Consider the following 23,340-nt stretch of genomic DNA (forward strand, 5'->3'; position numbering starts at 1 on the left):
TGTCAGCCTAAGTCTGTGATTTAAATTCATTCGTAGGCGCCAGGCGAAGCCGAATCGCGGCATTCTAAGGCTCTACAGTGCAAGCCGGTACTTCCAGCACAAGGATCGATGCGGCATGAGCGTAATGGTCAAGGAAAGCCCAATCAGCGAAAAGGACATGATCGCCCAGGCCGAGACGGCGCTGGCCGATATTTCCAGGGTGCGCGACGGCGTCGGCCGCGTCATTTTCGGCCAGGAAGTGGTGGTCGAGCGCACGCTGGTGGCGCTGCTTGCCGGCGGCCATGCGCTGCTGGTCGGCGTGCCCGGCCTTGCCAAGACCAAGCTGGTCGAAACGCTCGGTGTCGTGCTCGGCCTCGATTCGCGCCGCATCCAGTTCACACCCGACCTGATGCCGTCGGACATTCTCGGCTCAGAGGTGATGGAACAGGACGAGGCCGGCAAGCGCTCCTTCCGCTTCATCTCCGGCCCGATCTTCGCGCAATTGCTGATGGCCGACGAGATCAACCGCGCCTCGCCGCGCACCCAGTCGGCGCTGCTGCAGGCGATGCAGGAATATCACGTCACCATCGCCGGCATTCGCCACGACCTGCCCGCGCCCTTCCATGTACTGGCGACGCAAAACCCGCTGGAGCAGGAAGGCACCTATCCCCTGCCCGAAGCGCAGCTCGACCGCTTCCTGATGCAGGTCGACATCCTTTATCCCGAAATCGAGGCCGAGCGGCGCATCCTGCTCGAAACCACCGGCATCGAGGACGCCAAGGCGCAAAACGTGCTGCAGCCGGCGCGGCTGAGGGAAATCCAGACGCTGATCCGCCGTATGCCGGTGCCCGAAACCGTCGTCGACGCCATCCTCAAACTGGTGCGTTCGGCGCGTCCCGGCCAGGGCAATGCCGAGACCGACAAGCATGTCGCCTGGGGTCCCGGCCCGCGCGCCAGCCAGGCGCTGACGCTGTGCGCCCGTGCGCGCGCGCTTTATGACGGGCGGCTGGCGCCGTCGTTGGACGACATCCGCGCGCTGGCCGAACCGGTGCTGCAGCACCGCATGGCGCTGACCTTTGCCGCCCGCGCCGAGGGCACGACCGTGCGCGACGTGGTAGCGAAACTGGCCAAAGGAATCTGATGGCGCGTATCGGCGAAGTCCAGGCACCGGCAGCGACGCGCGACGCGCTCGCCAGGGGCCGGTTGCGGGCTTCGCTGGTGCCGGACCTGCTGGTCGAGGCACGCCGTATCGTCAATACGGTAATTGCCGGCTGGCATGGCCGCCGCAAGCGCGGCATCGGCGAGAATTTCTGGCAGTTCCGCCCCTATGTCGAAGGCGATTCCTCGCGCATCGACTGGCGCCGTTCGGCCCGGGACGACCACACCTATGTGCGCGACCGCGAATGGGAAGCAGCCCACACGGTGTGGCTTTGGGCCGACCCATCGCCCTCCATGCTCTACAAATCGACTGGCGCCAGCGTTTCCAAGGAATCGCGCGCGCTGGTGCTGGCACTGGCCATGGCCGAACTTTTGTCGCGCAGCGGCGAGCGCATCGCATGGCCCGGCCTGACAGATCCGTTCACCGCCCGCAACGGCGCCGAGCGCATCGCAGCGCAATTGATGCACGCCGCGGACCTGCCAGCAAAGCCTGACCTGTCCGCCATCCGCCGCTTCTGCGACATCGTCGTCGTGAGCGATTTCCTCGACCCGGTCGAGGAGACCATGGAATGGCTCGATGTGCTGGCGCGGCATGGCGTGCGTGCGCATCTGATCGAGGTTGCCGATCCGGCGGAGGAGACCTTTCCTTATGCCGGCCGCACCGAATTCACCGATCCCGAGACCGGCGACAAGTTGACCGCCGGCCGCGCCGAAATGCTCGGCGACGAATACCGCCTGCTCTACACCGCCCGCCGCCAGGAGATGGCCAGCTGGTGCAAGCGCCTCGGCTGGAGCTACACCGTCAACCACACCGATCGCCTCGCTTCCGAGGCGCTGGTGCGCATCCACATGGCGATGACCGCCGATGGCGCATTCGTGGGAAGGGCCGGCGCATGAGCTGGCTGCCGCTCTCCTTTGGCGCTCCCATGGTGTTGTGGGGCCTGCTCGCGCTGCCGGTGATCTGGTGGCTGCTCAGGCTCACACCGCCCAAGCCGCAGTCCGAAATGTTTCCGCCGCTGAAGATCCTCGCTCGCGTGCTGAAGCGCGAGGAAACGCCGCAGCAGAGCCCGTGGTGGCTGACGCTGCTGCGGCTGTTGATGGCAGCCCTTGTCGTCGCGGCATTAGCCGAACCCGTTTTCAATCCGCGCGAAAAATTGCCGGCCGAGGGCGCCGCCCTGGCGCTCGTCATCGACAATGACTGGGCGAGTGCCGCCGACTGGGGCAAGCGCGTCGCCACCGCCCAGCGGCTGATCGCCGATGCCGGTTCGAACGGCGTACCGGTCGTCATCGCCTTCACCGCCGAAAAGCCGAACGCCGAGATCGGCCCCTTCGATGCCGCGGCTGCCCTCGACCGGCTGCGCGCCGCCAAGCCGAGGCCGATCCCAACCGACCGACCCGCCGTCTATGCCCGCGTCGCCGGCGTGCTGGAAACCTTGCCCGGCGCCAGCGTTGCCGTTCTCGCCGACGGCCTTGCAGCAAAGGGCGACGAGGCCGCCTTCAACACACTGCTGTCGAAAAATGCCGCCCGTGTCGTCTGGGCCAATTCCGACCGGCTGGCGCTGACTGGGCTCACTGGCGCCGAAAATCAGGTCGACGGCTTCGCCCTGACCGCCATCCGCGCGCCCGGCGACCCGGCGCCGGCACAAGTCACCGCCGGCGCCTTCGACGACAAGGGCCGCCGCATCGCCGACGCGACGCTGACCTTCGCGCCGGGTGAGACCACCGCCACCGGCACGATGGCGGTGCCGTTCGAACTGCGCAACGACTTCGCCTCGATCGCGCTCGACGGCGAACGCCAGGCAGGTGCGGTGCGCGTGCTCGACGAAAGCTCCAAGCGCCGCCGCGTCGGACTTTTATCGCAGGCCGAGGCCGACCAGGCGCAGCCGCTTCTGTCGCCGCTCTATTACATCAGGCGCGCGCTGCAGCCTTTCGCCGATCTGGTCGAACCGTCGAGCGTCGATCTCGCCGACCCCATCCCGCAGCTTCTCGACCAGAAGCCGGCGATGATCGTCATGGCCGATATCGGTACCATTCCGCCGCAGGTCCATCAGCGGCTGGTCGACTGGGTCGACAATGGCGGCACGCTGGTGCGCTTTGCCGGTTCGCGGCTGGCCGCCGCCGGCAACGACGATGATCTGTTGCCGGTCAGGCTGCGCACCGGCGAGCGCTCGCTTGGCGGCGCGCTGTCATGGACGACGCCGCAAGCGGTGACCGAATTCCCGAAGAACGGCCCGTTCGCCGACCTCGCACCGCCGGCCGAGGTCACGGTAAGCCGGCAGGTGTTGGCCGAACCGACGCCGGACATCGTCGAACGCACCTGGGCAACCCTTGCCGATGGCACCCCGCTGGTGACCGGGTTGAAGAAGGGCAAGGGCACGCTGGTTCTGTTCCACATCACCCCGGAAGCGACATGGTCGACGCTGCCGATCTCCGGCAGCTTCGTCGAGATGCTGCGGCGCATTGTGCAACTGTCGCGCAACCAGGGTGCGGCGGTTGCCAACGCTGAAGCCGCTGCTACGTCGCTGGCGCCTTATCGCATGATAGCCGCCGACGGCACTTTGGTGCCGCCGACGCCGGACGCACGACCGCTGGTCCCTGGCGCCGGCTCGCTGCCGGTGACGTTCGAGAACCCGCCCGGCCTCTATGGCTCGGAAACCGGCGTTTTCGCCCACAATCTGCTCGACCCGGCCACCGCCTTCGCGCCGCTGGTGCGCCCGCAATTCACAGTGCCGGTGACCAATATCCAGTACGCTTTCGATGAATCGCGCGACCTCAAGGGATCGCTGGTCACAGCGGCACTTGTGCTTATGCTGCTCGACACGCTGGCGGTGTTCTGGATGGGCGGGCTGATGTCGCGCCGACCACGCCGCGCCCGATCGGCCGCGGCAACGACGGCTGCGCTGCTGCTTGGCCTCGGCATGCTGTTTGGCCATGCCGACCTCGCCCGCGCCGACGACGCCAAGCCCGGCGATGCCGCCGCTATCGAGGACATTGCCAAGACCCGCATCGCCTATGTGCTGACCGGTGTGCCCGGTGACGATTCGATCAGCCGCGCAGGGCTCGAAGGCTTGACCCGCTTCCTGATCGAGAAGACCGCGCTCGAGCCGGGCGCGCCGGCGGGCGTCGATATCTCGAAGGACGAGCTTTCCTTCTATCCGCTGATCTACTGGCCGATCGATCCCTCCGCGCCGATGCCGAGCCAAGCCGCGATCGCCCGCATCGACGCCTATATGCAGCAGGGCGGCACGGTGCTGTTCGACACGCGCGACCAGTTCGCCAACGGCATCGGTGCGGATTCGGCGAGCCCGGCGACGGAACGGTTGCGCGACATTCTCGGCAATCTCAACGTGCCGCCGCTGGAGCCGGTGCCCGCCGACCATGTGCTGACCAAATCCTTCTTCATCCTGCCCGAATTTCCCGGCCGCTTCTCCGGCAGCCCGCTCTGGGTGGAAGCCTCGCTCGAGGCCAGCAATGCCGAGAATCGGCCGGTACGCGTCGGCGACGGCGTCTCGCCGATCCTGATCACCGCCAATGATTTTGCCGGCGCCTGGGCCGTCGACGAGAATGGTGACCCGCTTTTGCCGACCGTGCCATCGGATCCGATGCAGCGCATCTATGCGCTGCGCGCCGGCGTCAATATCATGATGTACATGCTGACCGGCAACTACAAATCCGACCAGGTGCACGTGCCGATCCTGCTCGAACGGCTGGGGCAGTAAGCCTATGAACTGGTCGATTTCCTTCGAACCGCTGCTGTCCTGGCCCTTGCTGGCTTTGGTGCTCGCACCGCTGCTGGTGCTGGCGGCTGTCGGCTTGTGGTTTCGCCAGCGCGGCGCGATCTTCCGCTTCGCGGCGCTGATTGCGCTGGGCGCAGCACTCCTCAATCCGGTCTTCCTCGATGAGGAGCGCGAGGCGCTGAAGAGCGTCGTTGCCGTCATCGTCGACCGCAGCCAGAGCCAGGATATCGGCGACCGGACCAAACAGACCGACGAAGCGCTTGCCGGTTTGCAGCAGCGCCTTGACCGCTTCAAGCAGTTCGACGTCCGCGTCATCGAGGCCGGCAAGTCGGAAGCCGCCGACGAGCGCACCGAGACCAAGCTTTTTGCAGCGCTTGAAGGCGCGTTCCGCGACGTGCCGCCCTCGCGCATCGGTGGCGCCATCATGATCACCGATGGCGAGGTGCATGACGCGCCGGCCGCCCCCGACTTCAATGCGCCGCTGCACGCGCTGATCACCGGCAACGAGCACGAGAAGGACCGCCGCATCCGCTTCGAGAATGCGCCGCGCTTCGGCTTGGTCGGCAAGCCGCTCGACATGACCTACCGGGTCATCGCCACCGACGGCGAAACCGGCCCGGTCGATGTCCGCGTCTCGGTCAATGGCGAGCAGGTCGCGGTCGAAGAGGCGACCATCGGCCAGGCGATGCCGCTGCAGGTGACCATCCCCGGCGCCGGCCGCAACATCGTCGAACTCTCCATTGACCGCGAGCCGGGCGAACTGACCGACGCCAACAACCGCGCCATCGCGCTGATCGACGGCATCCGCGAGAATTTGCGCGTGCTTTTGGTTTCCGGCGAACCGCATGCCGGCGAGCGCACGTGGCGCAACCTGCTGAAATCCGACGCCTCGGTCGATCTCGTCCATTTCACTATTTTGCGGCCGCCGGAAAAGCAGGACGGCACGCCGATCAACGAACTGTCGCTGATCGCCTTCCCGACCCGCGAGCTGTTCGTCGAGAAGATCAAGGATTTCGATCTCATCATCTTCGACCGCTACCAGCACCGCGACGTGCTGCCGATCCTCTATTACGACTACATCTCCGAATATGTCGAAAAGGGCGGCGCGCTGCTGATCGCCGCCGGGCCGGAATATGCCGGCGACGCCTCGATCGCCCGCACCCCGCTAATGTCGTCGCTGCCGGCAATGCCGACCGGCGAAGTCATCGACAAGGCCTTCTATCCGCGCCTCACCGATCTCGGCCAGCGCCATCCGGTGACGCGCGGCCTCGACGGCTCGGCGACGGAGCCGCCGCGCTGGAGCCGCTGGTTCCGCACGATCGGCGTGCAGAACCCCGAAGGCGAAGTGGTGATGAAGGGCGCCGACAACCGCCCGCTGCTTCTGCTCGACCATAAGGGCGAAGGCCGCGTCGGCATGCTTCTGTCCGATCAGGGCTGGCTATGGGCGCGCGGCTTCGAGGGTGGCGGGCCGCATGTCCAGCTTTACCGCCGCATCGCCCACTGGCTGATGAAGGAACCTGAACTCGAGGAAGAGCGGCTGACCGCCGACGGCCGCGGCATGATGCTGGAAATCCGCCGCCAGACGATGAGCGACGATCCCGGCCCGGCGCAGGTGATCACCCCTTCGGGCAAGGCGCTGATCGTGAAGCTGGAGAAGTCCGAACCCGGCGTTTTCCTGGGCAGCATCGAGACCAAGGAGATCGGCCTCTACCAGATCGGCAATGGTGACCTGACCGCACTCGCCCATGTCGGCCCGGTCAACGCGCCGGAATTCTCCGACGTCGTCTCTACCGAGGACCGGTTGAAGGCTCCGACTGAGGCCACCGGCGGCAGCGTGCGCCGGCTGGCGGCCTCCTCCACCCTTGGCCAGCTCACCGGCAGTGTCGCCCTGCCCTCCATCGTCCCGGTCCGCGCCTCCGGTGCGGCCTCGGGCGCAGACTGGATCGGCCTGCGCAGCACCGACGACAGCGTGCTCAAAGCCGTCTCGCGCGTACCCTTGTTCGGCGGCTTCCTCGGCCTTTGCCTGCTGCTGCTGGCCATGGGCGCGATGTGGTATAGAGAAGGAAGGTGAGGATCCCTTCTCCCCGTCACTATACGGGGAGAAAGACGCTCAACCTACTCCTCCGGCTCCGTCGTAAACAGCAGCGGGTACCCCTTGGCCTTGGCCGCGTCGACGGCCCGTGTCGCCTTGGTCTCGGCGACATCCCTGGTGAAGACGGCAACGACGCAAACGCCGAGCCGGTGCGCGGTGATCATCACCCGGTTAGCCTGGTCTTCGCTGAGCTTGAACTCGCCCTTCAGCACCGTCACCACGAATTCGCGCGGCGTAAAATCGTCATTGATGAGGATGACCTTGTAGAGCTTCGGCCGCTCGGTCCGCGGCTTGGTCTTGGTGCGGGGTTTGGAACTGATTTCAGGCATCGGGAACCGGTATCGCGCGAGGGGTCGCTCTCACTTTGTCATGGGGGAAAGCCGTCGTCCATTTTGATCGGCGCGCCAAACCGGCTTCCCGGAAGTGCTGCCGTTCACAAATTTAGGAAGTGTATGCTGCGGTTCAACGGCCCTGGCGATTGGCGACGCGACGAGCCTGGAATTGCCGTGCGCTGGATGCCGCATCCGGCCTTGATCCGGCCGCCTTGTATTCGACCCAGGCGACCGCGAGCCAGCCGAAGAAGCAGGCCAGCGCCGCGCCGGTGATCACGGTAAGCAGCAGGCTTTGCCATGGTGTGATGTATTGCCAGCTGCTGGAGATTGCCGGTGCAAACAGCGACGGCTCTGTGCGCCCGCTCACCGGATCGGGCACCGGGCTGGCGGTGAACTGGATCAGCACCCTGACCATTGCCGAGGCCACAAGGCCGCCGATGGCCATCGAGCGCAGAATGGATGAAAGCCGCTTCTTCATGCGGGCTATCCTACCGGATCTGCATTGCAAACGGGTTAAAGTCCTGGGTGGCCGGCACCCATCAACGGGTAATCATGCTCACACGACAAGGCCGCTCCAGCCGGGGGGGTGCTGGAGCGGCCTTGTTACAGACAAGCCTGTTGGCTGTCTGGATCAGGCCTTCGGGGCGTCCGTCTTGACGACCTTCTTCGCCTTCTTGTGCTTCTTGACGGGCTTCTTGGCGACGACCTTCTTCACCGGGGGCTTGGCGGTCGTGGTCGCCGGAGCGGTGCTCGTGGAAGCAGCCGGAGCAGCGGTCGTGGTGGCAGCGGCATTGCCCAGAGCCGGCATTGCGAAAGCGAGAGCGACGGCGAGACCGGTGGCGGAGAGGATGGACTTTTTCATGGCTTCATTTCCTTCTTTGTGCGGGTCGAGTTTCGAGTGTCACTGAACCGGGTCGATCGGTGTCACTCCAAGCAGCTTCAAAGCGTTCGCGAGCATCCGGATACCCTGTGCCTGTTTCTTGTTGGCGCAGAACCGGTTTCCCTTTCTTTGCAGTGCTTTCGCCGCGGTGACCTGCGTTGCCGCGGCATGGGTTTCAAGGGCTTCGTCTACCTGGCGATTGAGATCGATGCAGCGCTCGCTCCTTGTGATCGGCGTCACCTTTGCGGTTGTGGCTCCGACCGCGGCTGTGACGAGCGGAATGCTGAGCAGCGCACCCATCAAGCTGATCGTGAACCTGTGCATTGGTGATGTCCGTTACTCCGGAGACTTCGCGTCGCAGCCGATGTCCTGACCGCCACGGCACCCTTTATGCCCTTGATTTTTTTCGGGAGTTTTTCCGGACTATAGAATTTTGTTTCTGGACTGTTTCTGGCAAATCGGCTTTGCGGGCGATCATCGCCGCTCGCCAACATGTGGCCAGAATTCTATCGTGTGGGTGACGCCACAGAAGCAGACTCAGAAGGCAGCCGCCGACCGGCCGCCAGCAATGACAGGATCGCCGTGAAATCCGATGCGCACATACTGATCGTCGACGACGACAAGGGCATTCGCGACCTGCTTCAGGAATTCTTCCAGAAGCGCGGCCTGCGCACCACGGTTGCCGCCGACGGCGTCGAGATGGAAGACATACTGCGCCGCACGCAGGTAGACCTGATCGTGCTTGATGTGATGCTGCCAGGAAAGAGCGGGCTGGAGCTCTGCCGCGACCTGCGCGCCAGCTACTCGACGCCGATCATCATGCTGACGGCGGTGACCGAGACCACCGACCGCGTCGTCGGCCTGGAAATGGGAGCCGACGACTATGTGCCCAAACCCTTCGATCCGCGCGAGCTGCTGGCCCGTATCCGCGCCGTTTTGAGGCGCAATGGTGCTGCCGAGCCGAAGCGGGCCACCACCAAGCAGATCTATCATTTCGCCGGCTGGACGATGGACTGCTCGCGCCGCCGGCTGATGGCGCCGGGCGACGTCAGGGTCGAGCTGACGATGGCGGAGTTCAACCTGCTGCAGACCTTCGTCAAAAGCGCGCAGCGCGTGCTCACCCGCGACCAGCTCATCGAGCTTTCCGGCGGTGACAGCGACTATTCCTTCGATCGCAGTATCGACATCCTGGTCAGCCGTCTCAGGCGCAAGATGGAAGACGACCCCAAGACGCCGAAACTGATCCTGACTGTGCGCAGCGGAGGCTACCAGTTTCTGCCCGAGACCACCTCCGAATGAGACGTTTCCTGCCGCAAACCCTGCCGGTCTGGGTTTTGCTCATCGTCATTGCCGGCCTGCTGATCAGCCAGGTCGCTACGCTCTATATCGTCTCGCGCGATCGCGCCGTCGCCAATGACGAGGTCGATCTCTACCGGCTTAACGACCGCGCCTATTCGCTGGTGCAGCTGATGCATGACGACACGCCGGAGCAGCGCAAGCTGACGGCCTCCGGTCTGTTCAACGCCACCTATGCGCTCACCGTTTCGGACACGCCCGCGGTCACCTCGTCGATCGCCGGCGACGACGAACTGGCCGAACTCGAGGACATCCTGGTCGGGCGGCTGTCGAAATTCGGCATCACCGACGCCCGCGTCCGGCGCGATCCGGCAACCCAGGCAGCCAACGCGCCTGGCGGTGTGGCCGTGACCAAGGATGTCGGCGCGGTGGAGCGCGACCTGTTATCGCTGGCGGCCAGCTTCGCCCAGAGCGACAAGCTGACGGCATCTGTCCGCTTCGCCGACGGCCAATGGCTGAATTTCACCGAGCCCAACACGCCGGTCGGACCGATATTGAGCTTCGACAGCCTGCCGCTCTATTCGCTGATCGCGGCCCTGGTGGTGATCATGTCGATCTGGTCGCTGCGCCGGCTGACGGCGCCCTATCGGATGATGGAAACGGCGGTCAACCGGATCGGCACGGATCTGAAGAGCCCGCCGATCGCCGAGACCGGCAGCCGCGAAATCCGCGCCGCGGCCAAAGCCGTCAACGCCATGCAGGTCCGGCTGCGCGACTATGTCGAGGACCGCGAACATCTGGCCGCCGCGCTCGCCCACGATCTGCGCACGCCGCTGACCCGCATGCGGCTGCGCCTCGAACTGTTGCGCAGATCGACGGCGCGCGAGGCGCTCGCCCACGACCTCGCCGACATCGAGAGCATCGCCAGCTCCGTCATCGACTTCGCCACCTTCGAAGTCACCGAGGAGAAGAGCGAGCGGATCGATTTCTGGTCGCTGGTGGAATCGATCGCCGACAGTTTCGAGGACGTCACGTTCGACCATGACGGCGCCAGGCCGCGTGGCATGATCTGCATCGCGCGACCGGTGGCGCTGAAGCGCTGCGTCAACAATCTGGTCCAGAATGCCGTGACCTACGGCAAGAAAGCCCATGTCAGCCTGCGGCAGTCGGACGGCACGGTCACGCTGGTTATCCGCGACGAGGGGCCGGGCATACCGCAGGCGCAGCTCGACCAGGTGTTCGGTTCCTTCGTGCGGCTGGAGCAATCGCGCAACCGCCAGACCGGCGGTCTCGGGCTAGGCCTGACCATTGCCCGCAACATTGCGCGTGCCGCCGGCGGCGATGTCAACCTGTCCAACCATCCTCGCGGCGGCCTGCTGACGGAGCTCAGCCTGCCGCTGGCGGCATAAGGCAGCAGACTAGCGTCTCGCTGGGCACCGGGGGTGGATCAACCAACCCGCCCTTGCAATAGTGCGGCCGCTCGAACAGGAGGAGATCGCCGCATGTTTTACGCCATCCTGGCCTATCACGTCGAACAGACCATCGAGTCCCTGACGCCGCAGCAGGAGCGGCGCTGATGCACGACCTGCTCGAAGTCAACGCCAGGCTGACCCGCGAAGGCAAGCTTGGGCCGGCGGCAAGACTGGCCGCCACCGCCGAGGCCGTCACGCTGCGTGGTCCGGGCGACGGCATCGTCATCGACGGGCCGTTTGCCGAGACCAAGGAACAATTGCTGGGTCTTTATGTCCTCGACTGCGCCACGCAGGAGGCGGCGATTGCAGCCGCGCGCGACTTGCGCCGCGTGAACCCCTCGGCAGTGTACGAGATCCGGCCGATTACATTCTACCTTCCCGGCGTGACGTTTCCCGCCACGGAGGGCGATTTAAAGGAGGCCGCCAGCGGCTGAGAACTACCCCATGGCCGGTCAGGCAGAAGCGATCTCGTTACCCAGGCGAACCGTTTCGGCGACCAGAAGGTCGAGGTCCTCGCGCCGGGTCCGGTGGTTGTTGATCGCCACCCTGAGGCAATGCCGGCCTTGCACCGTGGTATCGGAAATGGCGGCGGTTCCGTCTTCCTGCAGCCTCAGCATGATCTCGGTGTTGAGCGCTTTCGCGCGCTCGCCATCGAGACCATCCGCGCGATAGCGGAAGCAGACGATGTTGATGCTGGTCGGCGCCGTCAGTTCGAGCGCTGGTTCGGCCGCGATCAGCCCTGAGAGATACTGCCCCTGCGCAATGTTCTGGTCGATCAGGCGGCCGAATTTTTCGACGCCGTGTTCTCGCAACGCCATCCACACTTTGAGTGCCTTGAAGCCGCGTGTCGTCTGCAGGCCATAGTCGTGCAGCCATTGGCCGGAGGCGAGGCCGCGCGGTGTCGATTCCAGATATTCCGGCGTCACCGCGAAGGTCTTGCGATGCGCCGAGGCATCCCGCACCAGCGCGCAGCCTGCCTCGAAAGGCGCATGCAGCCATTTGTGCGGATCGAGCGCGATGGAATCGGCCCATTCGATGCCGGCGACGCGATGTGCATTCTCAGGCGCGATCGCGATCAGAGCGCCGATGCAGCCGTCGACATGGAACCAGAGGTCCTCCTCATGCGCCAGCTTGGCCAGCGCCTGCAGATCGTCGATGGCGCCGGTGTTGACAGTGCCGGCGTTGCCGATGATGCAGGCCGGCTTGAACCCGGCCGCGCGATCTTCCGATATCGCAGTCCTCAAACCTTCAATGTCGATGCGCAGGCCGGCGTCGCTGGCAATGCGGCGCAGCGCCTTGTTGCCGAGACCGAGCGCTTCCATCCCCTTGCGGTGACAGGAATGGACCTGGTCCGAGCCATAGAAGCGCAAAGGCTTTTCGATTGCTCCAACGCCGTGCTCGCGCACGTCGATGCCGGCCTTGGTGTTGCGCGCCACGGTGAGCCCGATGATGTTGGCCATCGAGCCGCCGCTGACCAGCGTACCGCTGGCCGAAGCCGGCATGCCCATCATCTGCTTGCACCAGTCGACCACCTGGCCGTCCATCAGGGCGGCGGCATGGTTGCCGCCGCCTAGATTGGAGCCCTGGATTGCCGCCAGGAAATCGCCGATCGCGCCGGTAAAATTGCTCGACCCCATATACCAGGACCAGAAGCGCGGATGGATGTTGCCCATCGGATAGGGCATCACCTTGTCCACGACATCGCCATAGATGTCGGCAAGCGGGGTCGGCGATTGCGGCAGCGAGGCGGTGAAGAAATGCCTCACATCTCCAGGCATCTCCTGCCACACCGGCCGTTGCCTGACATCGCGCAGGTAAGCGACAGCATCGTCAACGATCCGATGCGACAGGCTTTGCACATCGGCCCAGTCCGAGGGGTCAAGCGTTTCCTCGGTACTGGTAGCCGAGTGTCCAGGCATCGCGTCCATGCAATTTGCTCCCGCGTCATCATGCCGGGAACTGGCAACCGGGCGTCGAGCGCGAGAGAGCAAGCTCTTCCGCATTCATCTCGGCCTCGATGCCGTCGAACAAAGGCGTGGTCATGTAGCGTTCACCGGTATCGGGAAGCATGCACAGGATCACCGATCCGGCCGGTGCCGTGCCGGCGATCTGGCGCGCCACGGCAAAAGCCGAACCGCCGGAAATGCCGGTGAAGATGCCTTCCTGCTGCGCCAGCGCCTTGGCCCATTTCATGCCCTCCGGCCCGGCGATCGGCATCACCTCGTCATAGAAGTTGCCATCGATGGCCTCCTGCAGGACGTGCGGGATGAAATCCGGCGTCCAGCCCTGGATCGGGTGCGGTTCGAAAGCCGGATGGCTGGCGGCCGGCGCTCCGCCGGCGCCACGCATCTGCGGCTTGCCGCTGCCGACAAGCTGCGCATTAACCGGTTCGGTGAGCACGATCCGAGTCTCAGGCCGCTCGCGGCGCAGCACCCGCGCCACGCCGGCGACGGTGCCGCCGGTGCCGTAGCCAGTGACGAAATAGTCGAGCCGCGAGCCGGCGAAATCGTTGACGATCTCGCGTCCCGTGGTTGCTTCATGGATGTCGGCGTTGGCCTCGGTCTCGAACTGGCGGGCCAGGAACCAGCCATTGGCTTCGGCCAGTTCCACCGCCTTCTTGTACATGCCGAAGCCTTTCTCGGCGCGCGGCGTCAGCACCACCTTGGCGCCCAGCATCCGCATCAGCTTGCGGCGCTCGACCGAGAAACTGTCGGCCATCGTCACCACCAGCTTGTAGCCCTTCTGCGCACAGACCATGGCAAGACCGATGCCGGTGTTGCCGCTGGTCGCCTCGACGATGGTCTGTCCCGGCTTGAGCGCGCCGGTGCGTTCACCTTCCTCGATGATGTTGAGCGCCAGCCGGTCCTTCACCGACGCAGCCGGATTGAAGAACTCGGCCTTGACGTAGATGGTGGCGTGCGCCGGTCCGAGATTATTGACGCGGATGACCGGCGTGTCGCCGATGGTGTCGAGAATGCTGTCGAACAGGCGGCCGCGGCCGGCCGTGGTTCTGATTTTCTGCTGATGCAACATGGTAGACTCCTGGTTCTTGCTCACGGGCCGGTTACACACCGGCGGTTTGAGCGGCGAGATTTCGACACCTTGCCGCACTACAGGTCCTTGACGTGCGGCAGTGTGGTAAACACCACATTCGGCGCACAAATTTTGCCAGCCGGGTGCACTTTGTCGTGCTCGGTGGTAAAGCAGGGGCCGGCAGGTCAGCGTGGGAGCAGGCGTGGTATCTGGCGTGGAATCGAGCCTGGCGAGCAGCCATCAAGGTGTTGTCGTGCGCCTGTTTGGGCCGCCGACAATTGCGCGCGACGGCGTCCCGGTGGTCTTGCCGGCATCGCGCAAGCTGCGCGCGCTGCTGGCCTATCTGGCGCTGGCGCCCCATCCGGTCGGACGTGGCAAGCTCTGCGAGTTGCTGTGGGATGTTCCAAATGATCCCAGGGGTGAGCTGCGCTGGTGCCTGAGCAAGCTGCGGGCCGCGCTCGACGAACCGGGCCGCCGCAGGATCGAAACATCGGGCGATACGATCGCGCTCGATCTCGACGGCATCTCAGTCGACGTTCTGGATGTCGCGGCGGCGGCTGCCGCAGGCATCGAAACGCTCGAGCCGACGCGATTGCAGTTGCTCTCCGACCTGTTCGTCGGCGACTTCCTCGAAGGGCTGGAGATCGACCGCAGCCCTCTCTTCAACAGCTGGCTGACCGCGCAGCGCCGCCGTTTCGGTTCCTGCCAAGCTGCTATACTGGAACATTTGGTCAAGACGCTGCCGGCCGATTCCGAAGCCGTCTCCGCCCATCTCGAAAAATGGCTGGAACTGACCCCGTTCGACAGCAGCGCCCATGTCGCACTCCTGGTGAGGCTGGCGCGGCGCGGCCAGTTCGGCGCCTGCGAAGACCATCTTGCCGCTGCGGCGCAGTTGTTCCAGTCGGAAGAGCTGGATTTCGGCCCGGTGCGCGAGGCGTGGCTGTCCATCCGCAGCGAACGGCCCTGCGCGATTTTGCCGGCACAACCGGCAGCTCCGCCCGGGCCGAACCAGGCGTCAGTCATGCTTGCCGGTTCAGAAGCCGCGACGCCGCACAAGGCTTCGCTGGCCGTGATGCCATTTGCCGAAGACGCCGGTAGCGGCGTTCGTGGCGGGCTGGCCGATGGCTTGACCCACGACATCATTACCCGCCTCGCCAAGCTCAGGGACTTCTTTGTCATCGCCCGGGGCTCGGTCTTTGCGCTGGCGGAAAGGAACATCGCGCCGGAAGATGCCGGCCGAAGGCTGAATGTCGACTATGTCGCCACCGGCACGGTGCGCAGCGCGACGGGTCGCCTGATCGTCACTGTCGAGCTTGTCGAGGTTCGCACGGCCAGGATCGTCTGGGCCGAGACCTTCGAGCGCAAGGCCGAGGACATCTTCATTGTCCTCGACGATATCGGCAACAGCATCGTGGCCTCTGTCTCATCCGAGATAGAGATGGTCGAGCGCAACCGCGCCATGCTGAAAGCGCCCAATTCACTTAACGCCTGGGAGGCCTACCATCGCGGCCTCTGGCACATGTATCGCTTCACCCGCAGCGAGAACGACCTCGCACGGCATTTCTTCGACATTGCTGTCAGGCAGGATCCGACCTTTACCCGCGCCTATGCCGGCCTGTCCTTCACCCATTGGCAGAGCGCCTTCCAGCGCTGGGGCGACCGCGACCAGGACAGCGTGCTTGCCTTTGAGGCGGCCGGCCAGAGCGTTTTGGTCGACGATCATAATCCCGCCGCGCACTGGGCGATGGGCCGGGCGCTGTGGCTGCGCGGCGAGGGTGATGCGTCCGTGCTAGAACTGCAAAGAGCCGTCGACCTCAGCCCGAACTTCGCGCTTGGCCACTATGCGCTGTCCTTCGTGCATTCGCAGTCGGGCGACCCGCACGCGGCGATCGGATCGTCGGATCATTCGCGCCATCTGTCGCCGTTCGACCCGATGCTGTTCGGCATGCTGGGCGCACGCGCCATGGCGCATGTCCGCCTCGGCCAGTTCGACGAGGCGGCCGAATGGGCGCTGAAGGCGGCCGCCCGCCCCAACGCCCATGTCATCATCCTGTCGATCGCCGCTCACTGCCTGGCGTTGGCTGGGCGGCTGGACGAGGCGAAAAACTTCGCCGCCGCCATCCGCAAGACGCTTCCGGACTACCGTGCGGACGACTTCATCCACACCTTCCGCTTCGACCGGGATGCCACAGCCCTGTTCAAGCTCGGCGCCACGCGCATCGGTCTGGCTTAGAGCATGATTCCAAAAAGTGGGTACCGGTTTTTGGAAAAGATCATGCTCCAACAAAGGGTTAGATCATGATGAGATTTCAACCAAATCTCATCATGATCTAGCGCCGCAACACCGCGCTCAGCACGTCGCGTATGCCGATCGCCCCGACAAAGCGCGACTGGTCGTCGAACAGCGCCACGGGTGCCGTCTGCGAGCGGTGCATGGCCAGCATCACCGTCTTCAGCGAGGTCCCGGGATTGGCCCAGAACACTTGCGCCGTCTCCTCCGGCTGCGCCTCGACATCGGCGCATGAAACCCATACCGCCGGTTTGCCGTCGCGTTCCGCCGCCGCCACCAGCCCGTGCTCGTCGATCTTAAAGCGCGTCGTCTTGCGCCGGTCGAGCCACACCCAGCCATTATCGCCGTGCTCGAGGTCGCGGCTGTCGCGCATGACGTTCCAGGCGGTCAGCACCGACAACGGATTCACATTGGCGATGAAGTCGCGGACATAGTCATTGGCGGGCTTGAGCACGATGTCTTCCGGCGCCCCGGTCTGCACGATGCGCCCGCCTTCCATGATGGTGATATGGGTGCCGATCTTCAGCGCCTCTTCCAGATCATGGCTGACGAAGATGATGGTCTTCTTCAGCTCCGCCTGCAGCTGCAGCAATTCGTCCTGCAGCTTGGTGCGGATCAGCGGATCGAGCGCCGAGAACGGCTCGTCCATCAGCAGGATCGGCGCCTCGGTGGCGAAGGCACGGGCCAGGCCGACGCGCTGCTGCATGCCGCCGGACAGTTCATGCGCGTATTTCTTCGACCACTGGTCGAGATTGACCAGTTTCAGCTGGCGTTGCACGCGCTCCTTGCGCTCTTGCTCCGGCACGCCGGCGAGTTCGAGGCCGAGGCCGACATTCTCCTCCACCGTACGCCAAGGCAGCAGGCCGAACTGCTGGAACACCATCGCCACCTGCTGCTGGCGCAGCCGCCGCAGCGTCGCCTGATCGCAGGTCACGACATCGACGATATTGTCGCCGTCCTTGACCAGCACCTGGCCGCGCGACACCACGTTGAGCCGGTTGACCGCCCGCAGCAGCGTCGACTTGCCCGAGCCGGACAGGCCCATCAGCACCGAGATTTCGCCCTCATGGACGGTCAGGCTGGCGCCGGCGCAACCCAGCACATTGCCGGTCTTTTCGAGGATTTCGGCGCGCGTGGCGCCGCCGTCGATCAGCGCCAGCGAACCGGCCTGGTCGGACCCGAAGACGATATCGACATTCTTGAAGTCAACGGCGACGGTCATTTCTTGCCTCCAACGCCGATACGCGTCATCCGGTCGAGCACGATGGCGAGTACGACAATCGCCAGGCCCGCCTCGAGCCCGAGATCGATGCGGCGCGAGCCGAGCGCGCGGTTGATTTCAGTGCCGAGGCCGCCGGCGCCGATCAGTGCTGCAAACACCACCATCGACAGCGACAGCATGATCGATTGCGTCAGCCCGGCCATGATGGTCGGCAGCGCTGAGGGCAATTCGACCTTCCACAGCAGCTGCTGCTTGGTGGCGCCAAACGCCTCGCCGGCCTCGATGATCGACTTCGGCACCGAGACGACGCCGAGATGGGTGAGCCGGACCGCGGTCGGGATGACGAAGATGATGGTGACGATGAGGCCGGGCGCGTTGCCGAGACCGAACAGGGTCAGGACCGGGATCAGGTAGACGAAGGTCGGCAGCGTCTGCATCAGATCGAGCACCGGCAGCATGATGCGGTAGACCTTCGGCTTGTGCGCGGCCCAGATGCCGAGCGGCACGCCGATGGCCATCGCCATGGCGGCGGCGGCCACGACCAGCACCAGCGTCTGCACCGTCTGCTTCCAGAGGTTCTGGTTGATGATGAAGATCAGGCCGAGAAAGACGCCTATGGCCAGCGGGCGCGAGCGCTGCAGCAGCCAGGCGACGATGGCGATGATCAGCGCCAGCAGCACCGGCGGCACCACCAACAGGATGCCAACCAGCCCGTCGAGCAGGAAATTGAGGCCATTCGAGAAGGCCCTGAACACAGTGTCGAAATTGTCGGTGAGGAAACCGAAGAACGCCTTTCCCCAGGCGCCGATCGGTATCTTGTGATCGACCATGAATTTCGAAATCGGATCCATATCGCCCCTCTCATGCGAGAGACCGCCTGCTTCCGGCCTCCGCTGTCGTTAGGTCATCTTCTCACAGGATATGAAAAAGGGCAGCCCTTTCTAGATTGGCTGCCCTTCCTGGTTCGGCTTTGCCGAATTCAGTCGGCTCAGCTTCCGAGCGCGGTCTTGACCGCCGCTGCCGCATCGCCGCCATCGAAGGTGGTGACGCCGGCAATCCACGGCGCAACCGCGTCAGGGTGCTTCTTCAGCCAGTCGGCTGCGACCGTGTTGGCGTCGCCGCCCTTCAGGATCGCGTCCATCATCTCGCCTTCCATGTCCAGGTTGAACTTCAGGTTGGCGATGAACTTGCCGGCATTCGGGCATTCGGTGGTGTAGCCCTTGCGCACATTGGTGTAGACGGTGGCGGCGCCGAAGCCGCTGTCGCCCATGCCGTCGAGATAGGTGAGCTTCATGGCGCCCATCACCGGATGCGGCGTCCAGCCGAGGAACGCGATCCACTCATTGTTCTTGATCGACTGCTCGGCCTGCGTCAGCATGCCGGCTTCCGAGGACTCGACCAGCTCGAAGCCTTCGAGATTGTCCTTCGGGTTCTTGATCATGTCGAGGATGATGCGGTTGCCGTCATTGCCCGCCTCGATGCCGTAAATCTTGCCGTTGAACTTGTCCTTGAACTTGCCGATGTCGGTCAGCGACTTGACGCCGGCCTCCGCGACATAGGTCGGTACGACGATGCCGTAGCCGGCGCCGGTCAGGTTGGTGCCGATCGTCTCGACCGAACCATCGGCGGTGTAGTCCTTGATGTCGTTGGTCATCGAGGGCATCCAGTTGCCGAGGAAGACGTCGAGATCCTTGTTTTTCAGCGACGCCATGGTCACCGGTACCGATAGCTGGATCGTCTGCGGCTCGTAGCCGAGCGCGGTGAGCAGCACCGAAGCGACGCCGGTGGTTGCCTGGATGTCGGTCCAGCCGACATCGGAAAGGCGCACCGCCTTGCAGCTCTCCGGATCGCCGGCAAGTGCAGCGCTCGTGGACAGAAAAGTCGCCAGGCCGAGGCCGGCGACGAAGGTGTTCATACGCGACATTGGCAGTCTCCCATTGTGATTCTTTGGCGAAGCGTAGTTACGGTTTCTCTGCCCGCCTTGTTTCGTCAGCCAAACACCATTCTGGTGTGGTTTCAAGCGCTAAGACAATCACGATCAACGGCGCGGACTGGCCAAACAGCGACACGCCCGCCGCTTTTTGGATTGCAGACGGCTTTTCCCATGAAATGCAGCGGTGCCCTCTCCCCGCGCCGCGCCAACTCGGCTTAAAAGGACGGCATGGCCAAGCTCTACTTCCACTATGCGACGATGAATGCCGGCAAAACGACAATGCTGCTGCAGGCGTCCTACAATTATCGCGAACGCGGTATGACGACGATGCTGTTCGTCGCCGGCCACTACAGAAAGGGCGACACCGGGCTGATCTCGTCGCGCATCGGCCTGGAGACGGAGGCCGAGATGTTCCGCGACGGCGACGATCTCTACGCTCGCGTCGCCGAGCATCACGAACATACGACGGTGCATTGCATCTTTGTCGACGAGGCGCAATTTCTCGAGGAAGAGCAGGTCTGGCAGCTCGCCCGTATCGCCGACCGGCTGAACATCCCTGTGATGTGCTACGGCCTGCGCACCGATTTCCAGGGCAATCTGTTTTCCGGTTCGCGAGCGCTTCTGGCCATCGCAGACGATCTGCGCGAAGTGCGCACCATCTGCCGCTGCGGCCGCAAGGCGACGATGGTCGTGCGTCTCGGCGCTGACGGCAAGGTGGCCAGACAAGGCGAACAGGTGGCGATCGGCAAGGACGTCTATATCTCGCTCTGCCGCCGCCACTGGGAAGAGGAAATGGGCCGCGCCGCGCCCGACGATTTCATTGGCTTCACCAGAAGCTGAACGGCCGGGACAACATGAAAATTCTGCAGTTCACAGTTGATTGCCCGTTTCCGCCGGTCTCCGGCGGAGAGATCCGGAACGCCGCCAATGCACGCGCCCTGGCATCGATGGGCGAGGTCCTGACGGTAAGCCTGACTGGCGCCCCGGCACCCTCCACACCGCCGAACATCCGTCACCGGATCATCGAGGCAGCGCGCGGCAGGGCGCCCTGGGGCAGGCGCAGCCCGCACCCGACCGTGCATATGATGCCGGACGACGAGCTGGCCGAAGCCGACGCCATCTGGAGGGAGTTCGCGCCCGATCTCGTGGTGATCGAGGAGATCGTGCTTTCGCAGCTGCTGACGCTGGCGCCGAAGCATCGCGCGCGCACCGTCCTTGACCAGCACAACATTGATTCCCGGACGGTGTCCGACCGGATCGCCGGCCTGACGCTGTGGCAGCAAATTCGAGACTGGCGCCAAAACAGGCGAAGGAAGGCAGAGGCGCGCGAAGCCGACAGGTGTGCGGCTGCCCTGGCCGACCAGGTCTGGGTTTGTTCGCGGGCCGACGAAGCGCTTCTGTCCGCTCTCGGCCCCGTCAACGACGTCAGGTTCGTCGCCAACCCCATTCCAGACGAGAGCGTGCTTTCCCTGCCGATTGCTGCCGAGCGCTTCAGTGAGCTCAGCCTGTGCTTCATCGGGCATCTCGGCTATTTCCCCAACATCGACGCCGTCAAGCAGATCGGCCGCGCGATGGCGCCGTGCCTCGCCGCCTCCGGCCGGCCCTGGTCGATCACCGTCGCCGGCAGAAACCCGCGCGATGTCGTGCGCGGTCTATGCACCAGGCATGGTCTGCGGTTGATCGAGAACCCACCGCATCTGCCGGAATTGCTTGGGCGTGCCGGCTATGCGCCGATCCCGCTGCGCTTCGGCGGCGGAACCCGCATCAAGGTGCTGGAGGCGATGGCGGCGGGCCTTGTCGTCGCCGCCACCGAAAAGGCCGTCGAAGGGCTTGGCCTGCAGGCGGGCAGGCATTTCCTGTCCAGCGACGATGCCGGCAAGTTGGCATTGAAAATCATCGATCTCGCGACACGCCCGCAAGCGGCCGCCGAGATGGCGGAGATCGGCCGCGCTTTCGTGCGCGACAATCATTCGTCGGCGGCGATTGAAAAGCAGGTCAAGCAGGCGGTCGCGGCGATCCCGCGCACGGACTGAGCCCGGCTGCTATCCACCGGCATACGGCGTTTGTTAAGGCCTGCTGCCTATTTTGCCCTCAGCAAGAGCCAGCCGGGAACCGCCATGCTTCGAGCCATTTCATCAGCCCTTGTCATTTACTTGGCCGGTATCCTCGCCGCGCAGGCCGACGGCGATGCAGCACTTGGCAAGAAAGTATTCTACCGCTGCATGGCCTGTCACGAGGCGGCAAGCGACCGCGACAAGGTCGGCCCGCATCTCCTCGGTATCGTCGGCCGCACCGCCGGCACCGCCCAGAATTTCAACTATTCGCAGGCCATGAAGGACGCCGGCGCGGCCGGCCTGGTCTGGGACGAAGCCAACCTCAAAGCCTATCTCGGCGCTCCCAAGCTGAAAGTACCCGGCAACAGGATGGGCTTCTCCGGCCTGAGCAGCGACGAGGACATCGCCAACGTCATCGCCTATCTGAAGGCCGATCCGAAGCCTTGAACGGCGCGATGCGTAGCGTGATGGCGACGGCTTCCGCCAGCTGTCTCGCGCTTGCAACTCATTGAGCCCTCTGTCGAATTCAGCACACCCACACTGTCCGAGATCGACTTCTTCGCAGCCGTCAAAGTTCAATGACAATTGAACAATACTTGGCCGGCTGGTTAATCACGCCATGACCCCGCCTTCATTGCCTTTCAAGACGACCAGGCATTTTTTTGTTTTCGGGGCGGGTCTTGTCTTGCGTCTTTCAATCCCCTGATACCCCACATATATTCGCCGCTGTTCGCAGCCAGCGACCGGAAGCCGAAGCGGGAGGCCCCTATGGCGACATTGCAGAATTTCGATGCCGAAATTGCCAAGACCAGGCAGGTCGTGCAGGACATGCGCTCCAAGATCGAGCAGTCGGGCACGGTGCTTGATACGCTGGCCACCGCCGACAAGAAGATCGGCGACGCCAATTTCGACATCGAGAATGCCCGCATCGAGGACGTGCTGAAGCAGCAGAAGGTGATGGAAGGCAACATTGCCGACCTGATCATCGGGCTGGAAGACGCCACCAACGTCTTCGGCACCGAATTCGAGAGCATGAAGAACTACACCGGCTGGGAAAGCTTCGTCGGCGTCTTCTCGGCGCAACGCAAGCAGCGCATGCGCACCGACCGCGTCCGCAACATGTCGCTGGCCGGCAATCTGCAGGAGCTTCTGGTCAAGTCCGACACCATCGTCGGCATCCTGAAAGCGCAGAAAGAGGTCCTCGACCAGCGCTACAAGACCTCGGAAAACAGCCTGTCGCAGGTGATCGAGCGCCGCAAGGTCACCATGACCAACCTCGAGGCGGTGCAGAAGCGCATCGAGGAGGTCAATCCGCTGCTGCTCGACATCGAAAACAAGATCGCCGCTTCTACCAGTCAGAAGGAGCGCACGCAGCTTGAGGGCGAGCGCTCGAAACTGGCGACCGAATACAATGAAAAGCAGGCCAAGGAGCAGGAGCTTCTGGCCGAAAGCCAGACGCTGGAACGCTACACCTCGATGTTCCAGACCTTCGTCGATTCGCTCAACAATCAGATCGCAGCGCAGTCGACGCTGATCAACAAGCTGACCATCGATACCGAGCAGCGCATCGTGCTCTACAAGGCACTGGAAGATTCCTTGAAGACCGCCGCCCAGCAGGATGTCGCCCACAAGATCAACACGCTGGGCAGCCAGGTTGACAACACCGCCGAAGAGACCATGGCCGGCATTGGCGCCGCCTCGCAAAAGCACATCGGCGATCTCCTCGAAATGCACGAGAAGAACATGGTCGCCAGCTCCGACATCCAGCGCCGCAAGAAGCTCGCCGACGACGCCTTCGCCCGCCGTTTCGACGACGTGATGAAGAAGCACAATTCGGCCAACTACGTGCAGTCGTAAGGAGC

At 64.1% G+C, this 23,340-nt stretch carries 20 protein-coding genes and 1 pseudogene; 12 read left to right on the forward strand and 9 right to left on the reverse strand.

The genetic code is table 11. The features are described 5' to 3' along the window. Positions 1-115: 115 nt before the first annotated feature. Genes AC3CCE_RS04645 through AC3CCE_RS04660 form a run of 4 tightly spaced genes read left to right on the forward strand, consistent with a single transcriptional unit; the run spans position 116 to position 6,945 of the window. A complete protein-coding gene (locus tag AC3CCE_RS04645; RefSeq protein WP_352624138.1) occupies positions 116-1,120 on the forward strand; it encodes an AAA family ATPase in 1,005 nt (334 codons plus the stop codon). After that, entirely contained in the window at positions 1,120-2,034 is a 915-nt protein-coding gene (locus AC3CCE_RS04650; protein ID WP_023683683.1) for a DUF58 domain-containing protein, read from the forward strand. The genes AC3CCE_RS04645 and AC3CCE_RS04650 overlap by 1 nt, the downstream gene beginning before the upstream one ends. Further along, a complete protein-coding gene (locus AC3CCE_RS04655; RefSeq protein ID WP_352624140.1) occupies positions 2,031-4,856 on the forward strand; it encodes a DUF4159 domain-containing protein in 2,826 nt (941 codons plus the stop codon). Before AC3CCE_RS04650 ends, AC3CCE_RS04655 begins: the two co-directional genes overlap by 4 nt. Before the next feature lie 4 nt (positions 4,857-4,860). Continuing rightward, positions 4,861-6,945, forward strand: coding sequence for a hypothetical protein (locus AC3CCE_RS04660; RefSeq protein ID WP_352594765.1), 2,085 nt, complete (start codon positions 4,861-4,863; stop codon positions 6,943-6,945). Between the two features lie 44 nt (positions 6,946-6,989). Here the strand turns inward: AC3CCE_RS04660 and clpS are convergent, their stop codons facing one another. The 4 genes from clpS to AC3CCE_RS04680 all read right to left on the reverse strand — a co-directional run bounded on the left by clpS (position 6,990) and on the right by AC3CCE_RS04680 (position 8,502). Continuing rightward, on the reverse strand, positions 6,990-7,295 hold the full coding sequence (clpS, locus tag AC3CCE_RS04665; RefSeq protein ID WP_023670006.1) for an ATP-dependent Clp protease adapter ClpS: 306 nt from the start codon (positions 7,293-7,295) through the stop codon (positions 6,990-6,992). Between the two features lie 133 nt (positions 7,296-7,428). Then, the gene (locus AC3CCE_RS04670) at positions 7,429-7,776 is read right to left on the reverse strand and encodes a hypothetical protein (protein ID WP_023713954.1); all 348 of its coding nucleotides are present in this window, start codon (positions 7,774-7,776) and stop codon (positions 7,429-7,431) included. Positions 7,777-7,929: 153 nt separating this feature from the next. Then, entirely contained in the window at positions 7,930-8,160 is a 231-nt protein-coding gene (locus tag AC3CCE_RS04675) for a hypothetical protein (RefSeq protein ID WP_352624143.1), read from the reverse strand. 39 nt (positions 8,161-8,199) lie between these two features. Further along, the gene (locus AC3CCE_RS04680) at positions 8,200-8,502 is read right to left on the reverse strand and encodes a hypothetical protein (RefSeq protein ID WP_023683677.1); all 303 of its coding nucleotides are present in this window, start codon (positions 8,500-8,502) and stop codon (positions 8,200-8,202) included. Between the two features lie 258 nt (positions 8,503-8,760). On the opposite strand from AC3CCE_RS04680, the gene AC3CCE_RS04685 reads away from it, so the two are divergent. The 3 genes and pseudogenes from AC3CCE_RS04685 to AC3CCE_RS04695 all read left to right on the forward strand — a co-directional run bounded on the left by AC3CCE_RS04685 (position 8,761) and on the right by AC3CCE_RS04695 (position 11,380). Continuing rightward, on the forward strand, positions 8,761-9,477 hold the full coding sequence (locus AC3CCE_RS04685; RefSeq protein ID WP_023670002.1) for a response regulator: 717 nt from the start codon (positions 8,761-8,763) through the stop codon (positions 9,475-9,477). Beyond that, a complete protein-coding gene (locus AC3CCE_RS04690; RefSeq protein WP_352510472.1) occupies positions 9,474-10,883 on the forward strand; it encodes an ATP-binding protein in 1,410 nt (469 codons plus the stop codon). The genes AC3CCE_RS04685 and AC3CCE_RS04690 overlap by 4 nt, the downstream gene beginning before the upstream one ends. Positions 10,884-10,976: 93 nt before the next feature. Continuing rightward, positions 10,977-11,380: pseudogene (locus AC3CCE_RS04695) on the forward strand (YciI family protein). An 18-nt stretch (positions 11,381-11,398) separates the two neighbouring features. Here AC3CCE_RS04695 and AC3CCE_RS04700 read toward each other — a convergent pair. Beyond that, positions 11,399-12,874 (reverse strand): pyridoxal phosphate-dependent decarboxylase family protein, encoded by a 1,476-nt coding sequence (locus AC3CCE_RS04700; protein WP_352624146.1) that lies wholly within the window; start codon positions 12,872-12,874, stop codon positions 11,399-11,401. Between the two features lie 19 nt (positions 12,875-12,893). After that, the gene (locus tag AC3CCE_RS04705) at positions 12,894-13,979 is read right to left on the reverse strand and encodes a PLP-dependent cysteine synthase family protein (RefSeq protein WP_023754941.1); all 1,086 of its coding nucleotides are present in this window, start codon (positions 13,977-13,979) and stop codon (positions 12,894-12,896) included. Positions 13,980-14,181: 202 nt separating this feature from the next. On the opposite strand from AC3CCE_RS04705, the gene AC3CCE_RS04710 reads away from it, so the two are divergent. Next, positions 14,182-16,212, forward strand: coding sequence for a transcriptional regulator (locus AC3CCE_RS04710; protein ID WP_352624148.1), 2,031 nt, complete (start codon positions 14,182-14,184; stop codon positions 16,210-16,212). Positions 16,213-16,309: 97 nt separating this feature from the next. On the opposite strand, the gene choV is transcribed toward AC3CCE_RS04710, so the two are convergent. The 3 genes from choV to AC3CCE_RS04725 all read right to left on the reverse strand — a co-directional run bounded on the left by choV (position 16,310) and on the right by AC3CCE_RS04725 (position 19,415). Further along, positions 16,310-17,491, reverse strand: coding sequence for a choline ABC transporter ATP-binding protein (gene choV / locus AC3CCE_RS04715; RefSeq protein WP_352510467.1), 1,182 nt, complete (start codon positions 17,489-17,491; stop codon positions 16,310-16,312). Continuing rightward, on the reverse strand, positions 17,488-18,342 hold the full coding sequence (gene choW, locus AC3CCE_RS04720; RefSeq protein WP_352510465.1) for a choline ABC transporter permease subunit: 855 nt from the start codon (positions 18,340-18,342) through the stop codon (positions 17,488-17,490). Before choW ends, choV begins: the two co-directional genes overlap by 4 nt. A 137-nt stretch (positions 18,343-18,479) precedes the next feature. Continuing rightward, on the reverse strand, positions 18,480-19,415 hold the full coding sequence (locus AC3CCE_RS04725) for a choline ABC transporter substrate-binding protein (RefSeq protein ID WP_023686157.1): 936 nt from the start codon (positions 19,413-19,415) through the stop codon (positions 18,480-18,482). Positions 19,416-19,652: 237 nt separating this feature from the next. Between AC3CCE_RS04725 and AC3CCE_RS04730 the strand changes: the two genes are divergently transcribed. The 4 genes from AC3CCE_RS04730 to AC3CCE_RS04745 all read left to right on the forward strand — a co-directional run bounded on the left by AC3CCE_RS04730 (position 19,653) and on the right by AC3CCE_RS04745 (position 23,335). Continuing rightward, positions 19,653-20,264 carry a thymidine kinase gene (locus tag AC3CCE_RS04730; protein ID WP_352510462.1) on the forward strand — a complete coding sequence of 204 codons (612 nt, stop codon included), beginning with the start codon at positions 19,653-19,655 and terminating at the stop codon, positions 20,262-20,264. Positions 20,265-20,278: 14 nt separating this feature from the next. Further along, positions 20,279-21,457: a glycosyltransferase gene (locus tag AC3CCE_RS04735; protein WP_352510461.1), complete on the forward strand. Its 1,179-nt coding sequence runs from the start codon at positions 20,279-20,281 to the stop codon at positions 21,455-21,457. Between the two features lie 84 nt (positions 21,458-21,541). Continuing rightward, on the forward strand, positions 21,542-21,925 hold the full coding sequence (locus AC3CCE_RS04740; protein ID WP_023737794.1) for a c-type cytochrome: 384 nt from the start codon (positions 21,542-21,544) through the stop codon (positions 21,923-21,925). Between the two features lie 321 nt (positions 21,926-22,246). After that, positions 22,247-23,335, forward strand: a complete 1,089-nt coding sequence (locus tag AC3CCE_RS04745) for a hypothetical protein (protein WP_023669990.1) — start codon at positions 22,247-22,249, stop codon at positions 23,333-23,335. Positions 23,336-23,340: the final 5 nt, after the last annotated feature.

Source organism: Mesorhizobium sp. P160187 (assembly GCF_057766425.1).

Coding starts and splice junctions, on each gene's coding strand:
- AC3CCE_RS04725 (WP_023686157.1), bottom strand. CDS start 19,415: ATGTCGCGTATGAACACCTTCGTCGCCGGCCTCGGCCTGGCGACTTTT.
- AC3CCE_RS04655 (WP_352624140.1), top strand. CDS start 2,031: ATGAGCTGGCTGCCGCTCTCCTTTGGCGCTCCCATGGTGTTGTGGGGC.
- AC3CCE_RS04675 (WP_352624143.1), bottom strand. CDS start 8,160: ATGAAAAAGTCCATCCTCTCCGCCACCGGTCTCGCCGTCGCTCTCGCT.
- clpS (WP_023670006.1), bottom strand. CDS start 7,295: ATGCCTGAAATCAGTTCCAAACCCCGCACCAAGACCAAGCCGCGGACC.
- AC3CCE_RS04680 (WP_023683677.1), bottom strand. CDS start 8,502: ATGCACAGGTTCACGATCAGCTTGATGGGTGCGCTGCTCAGCATTCCG.
- AC3CCE_RS04730 (WP_352510462.1), top strand. CDS start 19,653: ATGGCCAAGCTCTACTTCCACTATGCGACGATGAATGCCGGCAAAACG.
- AC3CCE_RS04740 (WP_023737794.1), top strand. CDS start 21,542: ATGCTTCGAGCCATTTCATCAGCCCTTGTCATTTACTTGGCCGGTATC.
- AC3CCE_RS04645 (WP_352624138.1), top strand. CDS start 116: ATGAGCGTAATGGTCAAGGAAAGCCCAATCAGCGAAAAGGACATGATC.
- AC3CCE_RS04650 (WP_023683683.1), top strand. CDS start 1,120: ATGGCGCGTATCGGCGAAGTCCAGGCACCGGCAGCGACGCGCGACGCG.
- choV (WP_352510467.1), bottom strand. CDS start 17,491: ATGACCGTCGCCGTTGACTTCAAGAATGTCGATATCGTCTTCGGGTCC.
- AC3CCE_RS04705 (WP_023754941.1), bottom strand. CDS start 13,979: ATGTTGCATCAGCAGAAAATCAGAACCACGGCCGGCCGCGGCCGCCTG.
- choW (WP_352510465.1), bottom strand. CDS start 18,342: ATGGATCCGATTTCGAAATTCATGGTCGATCACAAGATACCGATCGGC.
- AC3CCE_RS04700 (WP_352624146.1), bottom strand. CDS start 12,874: ATGGACGCGATGCCTGGACACTCGGCTACCAGTACCGAGGAAACGCTT.
- AC3CCE_RS04690 (WP_352510472.1), top strand. CDS start 9,474: ATGAGACGTTTCCTGCCGCAAACCCTGCCGGTCTGGGTTTTGCTCATC.
- AC3CCE_RS04745 (WP_023669990.1), top strand. CDS start 22,247: ATGGCGACATTGCAGAATTTCGATGCCGAAATTGCCAAGACCAGGCAG.
- AC3CCE_RS04735 (WP_352510461.1), top strand. CDS start 20,279: ATGAAAATTCTGCAGTTCACAGTTGATTGCCCGTTTCCGCCGGTCTCC.
- AC3CCE_RS04670 (WP_023713954.1), bottom strand. CDS start 7,776: ATGAAGAAGCGGCTTTCATCCATTCTGCGCTCGATGGCCATCGGCGGC.
- AC3CCE_RS04660 (WP_352594765.1), top strand. CDS start 4,861: ATGAACTGGTCGATTTCCTTCGAACCGCTGCTGTCCTGGCCCTTGCTG.